This window comes from Mizugakiibacter sp. (assembly GCF_039680435.1).
Lineage (GTDB): Bacteria > Pseudomonadota > Gammaproteobacteria > Xanthomonadales > Rhodanobacteraceae > Mizugakiibacter.
This window is the reverse complement of sequence record NZ_JBDKSX010000116.1, coordinates 1-8,240: the sequence shown is the minus strand read 5'-3', so window position 1 is coordinate 8,240 and position 8,240 is coordinate 1. Positions and strand designations below refer to the sequence as shown.

Annotated in this window: 9 protein-coding genes and 1 pseudogene; 1 reads left to right on the top strand and 9 read right to left on the bottom strand. The window is 70.4% G+C overall.

Annotated elements, in window-relative coordinates:
• Positions 1-147: 147 nt before the first annotated feature.
• Both ABFC67_RS12620 and ABFC67_RS12615 read right to left on the bottom strand, forming a co-directional pair.
• Positions 148-822 (bottom strand): HNH endonuclease signature motif containing protein, encoded by a 675-nt coding sequence (locus tag ABFC67_RS12620; protein ID WP_346738384.1) that lies wholly within the window; start codon positions 820-822, stop codon positions 148-150.
• 67 nt (positions 823-889) lie between these two features.
• Complete coding sequence (locus ABFC67_RS12615) at positions 890-1,348, bottom strand: hypothetical protein (protein ID WP_346738383.1); 459 nt, start codon at positions 1,346-1,348, stop codon at positions 890-892.
• A 485-nt stretch (positions 1,349-1,833) separates the two neighbouring features.
• On the opposite strand from ABFC67_RS12615, the gene ABFC67_RS12610 reads away from it, so the two are divergent.
• The gene (locus ABFC67_RS12610; RefSeq protein WP_346738382.1) at positions 1,834-2,625 is read left to right on the top strand and encodes an undecaprenyl-diphosphate phosphatase; all 792 of its coding nucleotides are present in this window, start codon (positions 1,834-1,836) and stop codon (positions 2,623-2,625) included.
• Positions 2,626-2,637: 12 nt separating this feature from the next.
• Here ABFC67_RS12610 and ABFC67_RS12605 read toward each other — a convergent pair whose 3' ends face one another.
• The 7 genes and pseudogenes from ABFC67_RS12605 to ABFC67_RS12575 all read right to left on the bottom strand — a co-directional run.
• Entirely contained in the window at positions 2,638-3,969 is a 1,332-nt protein-coding gene (locus ABFC67_RS12605; RefSeq protein WP_346738381.1) for an aspartyl/asparaginyl beta-hydroxylase domain-containing protein, read from the bottom strand.
• Between the two features lie 75 nt (positions 3,970-4,044).
• Positions 4,045-4,332 carry a hypothetical protein gene (locus tag ABFC67_RS12600; protein ID WP_346738380.1) on the bottom strand — a complete coding sequence of 96 codons (288 nt, stop codon included), beginning with the start codon at positions 4,330-4,332 and terminating at the stop codon, positions 4,045-4,047.
• Positions 4,329-4,787, bottom strand: coding sequence for a hypothetical protein (locus tag ABFC67_RS12595; protein ID WP_346738379.1), 459 nt, complete (start codon positions 4,785-4,787; stop codon positions 4,329-4,331). Before ABFC67_RS12595 ends, ABFC67_RS12600 begins: the two co-directional genes overlap by 4 nt.
• Positions 4,784-5,158, bottom strand: coding sequence for a hypothetical protein (locus tag ABFC67_RS12590; RefSeq protein ID WP_346738378.1), 375 nt, complete (start codon positions 5,156-5,158; stop codon positions 4,784-4,786). Before ABFC67_RS12590 ends, ABFC67_RS12595 begins: the two co-directional genes overlap by 4 nt.
• Positions 5,159-5,440: 282 nt before the next feature.
• A complete protein-coding gene (locus ABFC67_RS12585; protein WP_346738377.1) occupies positions 5,441-6,070 on the bottom strand; it encodes a YbhB/YbcL family Raf kinase inhibitor-like protein in 630 nt (209 codons plus the stop codon).
• A 34-nt stretch (positions 6,071-6,104) separates the two neighbouring features.
• Positions 6,105-7,223, bottom strand: a complete 1,119-nt coding sequence (locus ABFC67_RS12580; RefSeq protein WP_346738376.1) for a PQQ-dependent sugar dehydrogenase — start codon at positions 7,221-7,223, stop codon at positions 6,105-6,107.
• A 73-nt stretch (positions 7,224-7,296) separates the two neighbouring features.
• Positions 7,297-8,240: pseudogene (locus ABFC67_RS12575) on the bottom strand (hypothetical protein); the annotation flags it as partial.

The following is an 8,240-nucleotide window of genomic DNA, read 5'->3' as shown; positions in this document are numbered from 1 at the left end:
GGCTCAGGCGTACGGCGGTGGCCTTGAAGTCGGCGCTGTACCGAGTGGTCGTCCTCGGACCTGGCTTGGGCATGGGGCACTCCTGAAACGTTAGGTCAGGGTGTCCACTAAACCGTAGGAACTATCGGGGAGTCCTTACATGAATTGTTAGCTGCCGTACGACGCGGCCAGCTCTGGAACAATATGGCCTACTCGAAGGGACTCGATGGCAGCGAGCCGAAGTTGCAGCTCTTTCTCATTGAGTGCGCCGGAGCGATACAAAGAGCGAATAAAGTCCTCAGCAGGGCGGTCACCTTTTGCCTTATTGCAGCCGTGGCAGGAGGCAGCAATATTTTTGTAGGAATTGTCCAGCCCATCTTTCTGCGGCGACACATGGTCCAGCTCGCAGGTCTCATGGGTCAGCTTTTTGAGACAGTAGAAGCAAGCGCCACTCTCCCGCGCCAGAATGGCACCCAAGTACTGGCGATTAGAGAAGAAGTCTATGGCCAACAAATCAATGGGCTCGGTTTGTGTGCTTGGCCTCGCGAGTGCGGGAATCTCCGTGGGGAGAAGCACGGTTATTTTGTGCCCGAGTCGGGTACGGTCTTCGATGCGAAGACAGCCCTTTTGATGGAGATCGCGAACTACCTCACGAACTTTGAAATCACTAACGCCGGTGGCCTTTGACAGTGGGCCAATAGCAAACATTGCCGACTCCTGTCCCTTTAGTCTTGTATGACGCAAGAGGTGATAGTACAGCGACCGATCATATGCACTGAGGCCAAGCCCGGGGATGAGGAAGTCCTCCACGTCAGCGTAGATGGCGCCCCAGTCAGGTTGCATGTGATCTTCCATAGGCAGCTAACGCCTGAGTTAAGCCGTGCCGCGCAGCGGCCGGTTGATCGAGATATTAGCCGCTCTTGCTCGCGACAATGGCTGGATGGTTCGCATCCACGCACCAATCGTTCCAGTACACACTGTCGAAGCTTGACAGCATGCCTACGCTTTTTGCTGTTCGCTCCTGCTCTGGATCGTCCATTTGAACCGACCACGTGTCGAATGTGTCCAATGACTTTGAATATTCGCTCTTGGACGCGAAGCGCGTCCCACCGGCGTATCCGCCAAAGCTGTTCTTGCCATCAACGATGCCGCAGATGTAAATGAACTGATTGCCCTTGTCGTCCGTTTTTTGCACCACGTACGAAGAACGTATAACCATAGAATCCGGGTCTTTCATTTGCTCCCTGAGCGATTTAGCGGTGTTGCCTCGTGCCCAACCGACTGGCCCGATGGTTTTATTGTGCACATAGATACCCCCGATGAGAACGATGGGGATAGCGACAATGATGCCTAGGACCCAGGCCCACACGTGCCCTCCACCCTTGCGAGCACTACCGGATGAAACGCTGGGCGAGCCCTGCAAGTTTTCCGTAACGGTGACCTCCCTGATCGGGAACCCGCAGTGTGGGCAGTTCGATGCTTGATCTGATACAGACGCTTTACACTCTGGACACGAAACAAGTGCCATATCTTCCCCCTTGCGGCTAACTACAATTCGATGGTGATGCGGAGTGTAAACCCGCAGCCTAAACCTGCCACCTCTCGCTGCGCCGGTGTTGGGTTACGCCGCCAATCAACCACTTCCATCCCGATGCACGGCCTGATCCCGCAACCTGACACCGCCGCGTAACCCGAGCGGCGGCGGAGCTTCGCCGGATCCACGGCTCGAGGTCGCTTCGCAACGCGAAGACGGCGCGCATTCCTTATTCCCGGCATGCCCGCCGTTCACCCAAGCCAGCCCCGCGCCAGCCGTTACCCGTACACTTGGCGCGTTTTGACCGGAGCCGCGCACGCATGAACGACCTGATCACCGCCATCCTGCTGGGCATCATCGAGGGCATCACCGAGTTCCTGCCGATTTCCAGCACGGGGCATCTGCTGATCGCGGAGCACTGGCTGGGCGCGCGCTCGGACATGTTCAACGTGGTGATCCAGGCCGGCGCGATCCTGGCGGTGACGCTGATCTACTGGCGGCGGCTGTGGGGCCTGCTGATCGGGTTCGGCCGCGCGGAGAACCGCGACTACGCGGCCAAGCTGGTCGTCGCGTTCCTGATCACCGCGGGGCTCGGCTTCGCCGTGACGCGACTCGGCTACAAGCTGCCGGAGACGGTGACGCCGATCGCCTGGGCGCTGGTGATCGGCGGCGTGTGGATGTTCGCCGCCGAACGGCTGGCGGAACGGCGGCCGGAAAGCACGCGCATCACCTGGACGGTCGCCGTGCTGGTCGGCCTGGCGCAGGTGGTGGCGGCGGTGTTTCCCGGCACCTCGCGCTCGGCGGCGACGATCTTCATCGCGATGCTGGCCGGCACGCGCGACCGCGCGGCGGCCACCGAATTCGCCTTCCTGGTCGGCATCCCGACCATGTACGCGGCCAGCGGCTACGAGTTGCTGAAGACCTGCAAGGCCGGCGCCGCGCACGAGGACTGGGCCGCGCTGGGCGTGGCGTTCGTCGTGTCGACGCTGACCGCGTTCGTCGCCGTGAAGTGGCTGCTCGGCTACATCCGCAGCCACCGCTTCACCGCGTTCGCGTGGTACCGCATCGCGCTGGGCGCGGCGCTGCTGCTGGGGTTGCCGGCCGGGGCGTGAGCGGACGACGGCCTACTCGGTCAGCGGGGGCTGCTCGGTTTCGCGGTTGAAGTCGCCAATTGCCGCGATCAGTTCGGTCAGCGCGGTGCGCTCGGCCTCGGTCAGATACGGGTTCCAGGCGTCCATCAGCACGATCACGCGCGTCGAGTCGCCGCGGTTCCAAGCCTCGTGCTCGAAGGTGTCGTCGAACGCCATCGCGCGACCTTCCTGCCAGTAGTGCGGTTCGCCGCCGGCGACCAGCGCGCACTGGTTCGAACCCGGCACCACCAGCGGCAGGTGCACCACCGCGCGCGTGTTGGTCACGCCGCGGTGCGGCAGGATGTGCGAGCCGGCGGTCAGCACCGAGAAGCAGATTTCCGGCGCGTGGTCGCGGATGCGCGCCAGCGGCAGGCTGTCGAGCACGGCGGCGGTGTGCGGACAGCGTTGCCGGTTTTCCTCGAACGGCTGGCCGTGGCGGTAGAAGAAGAACGCGTTCCACGCCGGCGCGCCGCGCTCGTTGTGCAGGAGGCCGCGCAGGTCCTCGGGCTTGTGATGGCCCAGGAACGGTTCGAAGCCGCTGTCGGTGGCGAGCGCGGCCAGCATCTCGGTGCGGATGGCCGCGGTCTCGGCCTCGAAGGCCTCCACCCACGGGAACAGCTCCGTCGGGAAGAAAGGGTGAGTGGGCAGGCCGGGGAAGTACAGGAATTTCGGCTGCTGGCGCGGATCGGCGTACTCGGGCGGTTCGAGGTGCAGATAGACGCTGAGGCAGCGTTCGACGCGACCGAGCTCGTCGCGTCCGTAGCGCTCGCGGATCGGCGCGATGACGTCGTCGAACAGGCGCAGTCGCTCGACGTCGACGAAAGTCATCGCGCGCTGGACTGCCGCGCGTGCGTTCGGGTGCGTCGTCGCGTCGTTCAGCCAGCGGCCCTGGTTCTGCGCGTCGATGATGGCGCGGTAGTACTGCACCAGCGCGCCGTGCGCGTCGCCGCGGCGCTCCAGCACCTGGCCGAGCCGCAGGCGTGCGACGAACAGTTCCGGCGTCCGCGCGATTGCATCCTGCAGCACACGCTGCGCCTCCTCGAGCCGGTCCGCAGCGGCCAGCGCGGTGCCCAGTTGCAGCAGCGCGGACGCGTCGTCCGGCAGCAGCGCGTGCACGCGCTCGTACAGGGCCACGGCCTGCTCGGCACGATTCTCGGCCAGTGCGCGCATGCCGAGGAAACTCAGCGCTTCGACGTGTGCGGGATCGGCGTCGGCGATGCGCGCGTAGGCGGCGGCGGCTTCCTGCGGACGCCCCTGCTCGCGGGCGCGGCGGGCGAGGGCGAGCGTGTCGGCGAGGGACGCGGCGGAGGCGGGGCTCTGGGTCATGCGGGTCGGACGAGTCGGCGTGGTCGCGGCCGCCGACACTACCACCGCCATGGCGTCGGCGCTCGACTGCGTCTCTCACAACCAGGCGCGGGCGACGCCGTAGGCGAGGGCGACGGCGCTGCGCAAGCCGCGCGCGGCGAGCGCCGCGCCGTGTCCGTAGCGGCCCAGCGCCACCCCCAGCGCGCCGGCCGCGGCCAGCGCCGGCAGCGGATGGCGGCGATACAGCGCGGCGCCGCGCGCGAGCACGTCGTCGATGCGGCCGCGCTCGACGGCCAGCCGCGCCTGCGCCGCGCGCCGTTCGCGCAGCGCGCGGCGCAGGCCGACGCGCTCGCGACGGCGCCGCAGCCAGCCGCGCGGGCTCATGATGCGCCCCTGTCGGCGCGCCGCGGCGGCGCGCGCAGCAGCGCACCCAGCTCGGCGCGCGTGCCGGGCAGGGTCAGCAGGCGCAGCCCGCGCCGCAGCAGGCCGATGCACAGCGCCAGCAGCAGCGCGTGGCTCGCCGTCAGCAGCAGCAGCGCGGCGCCGAGCGAGGCGGTCAGCGCATAGAACGCGTAGCCGAGCAGCGCCACCAGCGAGACCCACGCCGACAGCGCCAACACCAGCAGCAGCACGCAGCCGGCGATGAACAGCGGCAGCGTCGCGCGCGCGAGGCGCAGCTCGCTGGCGACCAGCGCCGCCAGCGCGCCGGCGAAGCCGCGCGCCGCGTCCAGCAGCGTGCGCGCCGCGTCGAGCGCCTGTTCCCACGCCGCGGCAGCGGGTGCGGGCGGCGATGCGTCCGCGTCCGGCGCCGCGGACGCATCCGCGGCGGTCGCGTTCACGGCTTCGCGCGGCGACGCAGCAGTTGGCCGACCAGCCAGCCGCCGGCGACCGCGATCGCCAGCGACTGCATCGGCTTCTCGCGCACGTAGCCGCGCACGTGATCGAGCGCGCCCTGCGCTTTTGCCACCGCCTCGTCCAGCGCCTCGCTGCCGCGCTCGCGCGCGGCGCCGGCCTGCGCCGCCACGCGTTTGCTGACGCGCGCGGTGGCGTCGGTGCCGGCGTGGGCCTTCTCCTCGAAGGCCTCGGCGGCGCGTTCGATCGCTTCCTTGGTCCGCTCGACCGCGGCCGAGGTGGCGTGTTTGACGCGCTCCGCGCGCTGGTCGATGCGCTCGTCCAGGCCAGGGCGGACGGGTTCGGTCGAATTGGTCATGTGTGCTCTCCGTCTGGCGCGCGGCCGGACGGCGCGCGCGATCGTCGTGCGCGGCGCGGCGGCGCCCGCACGTTCTCCAGCCTAGGGCCGCGCCGGCGCCGAACCTTGCGTTGGCGCAAACGGATGGCGCTGGTGGGAGGCGCTCCGGCTCCGATCCGCTGGCGAAACCGCGGCCGAAGTGCGCAGGAGGCGGTGGGCGGTGCGAACCGCATGCGGTCGGCGGCCCGCGCGGATTCGATGCGCTTCGCTTGCCGCGCCCTGCGCTGGGGGCGCCGGCTGCACTCAGCCGCGCGCCTTCGGGTTGAGGCTGTAGATGCCGGTCAGCTCGGCCTCGGCCAGCACGTGGCCCTGCATCGCGCGCTGCGCCTCGGCGAGGCCGAAGCGGCCGTGCAGCTGCAGGCTCGGCACGTCCAGCGCGTACAGGCGGAAGCGGTAGTGGTGCAGGCGCTCGTCGTTCCACGGCGGGCAGGGACCGTCGTAGCCGAGATAGTCGCCGGCCATCTCGGCGTCGCCGGCGAACCAGCCGGTGTAGTCGTTGACGCCCTGGCGGCTGCCGGGCGGGCCGGACGGATCGCGCTTGCCGCGCGCGACGATGCCGTCGCTGCAACTGCCGGCGGCCAGCTCGCCGCATTCGCGCGGGATGTCGATCATCAGCCAGTGCACGAAGTCGGTGCGCGGCAGGTCGTGGGGCACCGTGCGCCCGGCCTGGTTGACGTCGTCGCCGCGCGTCGGCACGTCGGTGTCGATGCACATCAGCACGAACGAGCGCGTGCCGTCGGGCGCGCCGGACCAAGCGAGCTGCGGGTTGCGGTTGTCGGAGAGGATGCACGGGCTGTCCGGCCCCGGCTTGCCGAAGGCGAACTCGGCGGGGATGCGCTGGCCGTCGGCGAAACTGCGGCTGCTCAGCTTCATGGTCGTTGCTCCTTGCGAAGATCGGGTGGATGCGTCAGCGCCGCGACGTCGGCGCAGCGCCGTAGGTGATGCGATAGACCGCGCCGGCCAGGTCGTCGGACACCAGCAGTGCGCCGTCCGGCGCCACCTTGACGTCGACCGGCCGGCCGCGCGCGCTGTCGCCCTGCAGGAAGCCGTCGAGGAAGGTTTCCTCGCCGCGCACGCGGCCGCGCGCGTCGACATGCACGGCGACCACGCGGTAGCCGGACTTGACCGAGCGGTTCCACGAGCCGTGCTCGGCGATGAACAGCGCGCCGCGCCAGCGCGCCGGGAACTGCGTGCCGTCGTAGAACGCCAGGCCCAGCGCGGCGACGTGCGCGCCCAGTCGGTGCGCCGGCGGCGCGTAGTCCTTGCACGACTTGCCGCGGCCGAACTCGGGGTCGAGGGTGTCGCCCTGGTGGCAGTATGGGAAGCCGAAGTGCTCGCCGACGCGGTCGAGGCGGTTCAGCTCGTCCGACGGCATGTCGTCGCCCATCCAGTCGCGGCCGTTGTCGGTGAACCACAGCGTGCCGCTGCCCGGCTGCCAGGTGAAGCCGACCGTGTTGCGGATGCCGTAGGCGACGTCCTGCCAGTGCGTGCCGTCGGCGTCCATGCGCGTCAGCTTGGCGTAGCCGGCGCGGTCGCAGACGTTGCACGGCGCGCCGATCGGCACGTACAGCTTGCCGTCCGGGCCGAACGCGAGATAGCGCCAGCCGTGGTGGGTCTCGCGCGGCAGCTTGTCGGTGACGACCTCGGGCGCCGGCGGGTCGTCCAGGTGGTCCCCGATCGCGCGCAGGCGCAGGATGCGGCTGACCGCGGACACGTAGAGGTCGCCGTCGCGGAAGGCGACGCCGACCGGCATCTGCAGGCCGCTGGCGACCACGCGCACGCGCTCGGCGCGGCCGTCGCCGTCGGCGTCGGTCAGCGCGTACACCTTGCCCGCGGCCATCGAGCCGACGAACACGGTGCCGCGCGCGCCCAGCGCGATCTCGCGCGCGCTCGGCACGTCGGCGCTGAACACCTCGACGCGGAAACCGGGCGGCACGCGCAGCGCCTCCGGCACCACGGCGGCGCGCGCCGGCAGCGCCAGCGCGGCCAGCAGCAGGCACGGCACGAACGTCGGCAGGCGGCGCATGGCGAGGCTCTCCGCGCGGCGGGAAGCCGAAGCCTACACCGCGGCGATGCGCGGCGCAGGCCGCCGCGACCGCTCAGCGCAGCGCGGCGAAGGCCGGCGCCAGCACCTCGCGGTAGCGCGCGGCGTGGCCGGACGGGAACGCGGTCGGCAGCCCGCCCAGCGTGCTGCGCGCGCTCTGCGCGAACTGCGCCCCCGGCACCAGCGCGTCGAGGCCGAGGAAGTCCACCAGCGCGGCACCCGCCTCGGCCGGCGCGGCCAGCAGCGCATCGGCGTCCACGCGCAGCGTCGGCAGCACGGCGGCGGCCAGCGCGATCTGTTCGCCGGCGCGCTTCAGCCAGGCCGCGCTGGCCTCCGCGTCCGCGGCCGCGTAGCCGGCCGACCAACCGAACGCCAGCCAGTTCAGCAGCGCGTCCTCGGCGGCGCGCTCGACCACCAGCAGGCGCGTGCCGGGCAGCGCGCGCTTGATCGCCGGCAGCAGGCGCGCGTCGAGGTGCGGCAGCCAGTCGACCAGCACGCCGGTACCCGGGCGGCGCGCCAGCGCGCGCGCGTAGCGGCGCGCCAGCACCGCCAGCTCGCCTTCGGAGAGCGGTACCAGCAGGCGCGCCTCGCCGGCTTCGGCGAAGAAGTCGGGATGGCGCTCGAAACGGTCGCGGCGCAGGCGCACGCCCGGCTGGTCGGCGAGCAGCGCGGCGACGCGCTCGACGCCGGAGCCGGGCAGGCCGACCAGCAGCACCGGCGCGGCCTCGCGCGGCGTCGACAGCGGCGGCAGCGCGAGCAGCGGCGCCAGCGCGGGTTCCAGTTCGGCGCGCGCGATCAGGGCGGGCAGCGGCGCCGCCGCGTCCGCCTGCGCCTCGCGGAACGCCAGCACCGCCTCCGCCGCGCGCCCGGCGCGGTCGTGGGCGAGGCCGATCAGTTGCAGGCGCTGGCGGCGCTGCGACGCGGTCAGCGCGCCGACGTCGGCGCCGCGCGCCAGCGCCAGCGCGCGCTCGGCGTCGCCGCCGCGCAGCGCGGCGCGCG

Excerpts from the sequence above, each read along its gene's own strand:
- ABFC67_RS12620 (WP_346738384.1), bottom strand. The coding sequence starts at position 822 with ATGCAACCTGACTGGGGCGCCATCTACGCTGACGTGGAGGACTTCCTC.
- ABFC67_RS12610 (WP_346738382.1), top strand. The coding sequence starts at position 1,834 with ATGAACGACCTGATCACCGCCATCCTGCTGGGCATCATCGAGGGCATC.
- ABFC67_RS12605 (WP_346738381.1), bottom strand. The coding sequence starts at position 3,969 with ATGACCCAGAGCCCCGCCTCCGCCGCGTCCCTCGCCGACACGCTCGCC.
- ABFC67_RS12600 (WP_346738380.1), bottom strand. The coding sequence starts at position 4,332 with ATGAGCCCGCGCGGCTGGCTGCGGCGCCGTCGCGAGCGCGTCGGCCTG.
- ABFC67_RS12590 (WP_346738378.1), bottom strand. The coding sequence starts at position 5,158 with ATGACCAATTCGACCGAACCCGTCCGCCCTGGCCTGGACGAGCGCATC.
- ABFC67_RS12585 (WP_346738377.1), bottom strand. The coding sequence starts at position 6,070 with ATGAAGCTGAGCAGCCGCAGTTTCGCCGACGGCCAGCGCATCCCCGCC.
- ABFC67_RS12580 (WP_346738376.1), bottom strand. The coding sequence starts at position 7,223 with ATGCGCCGCCTGCCGACGTTCGTGCCGTGCCTGCTGCTGGCCGCGCTG.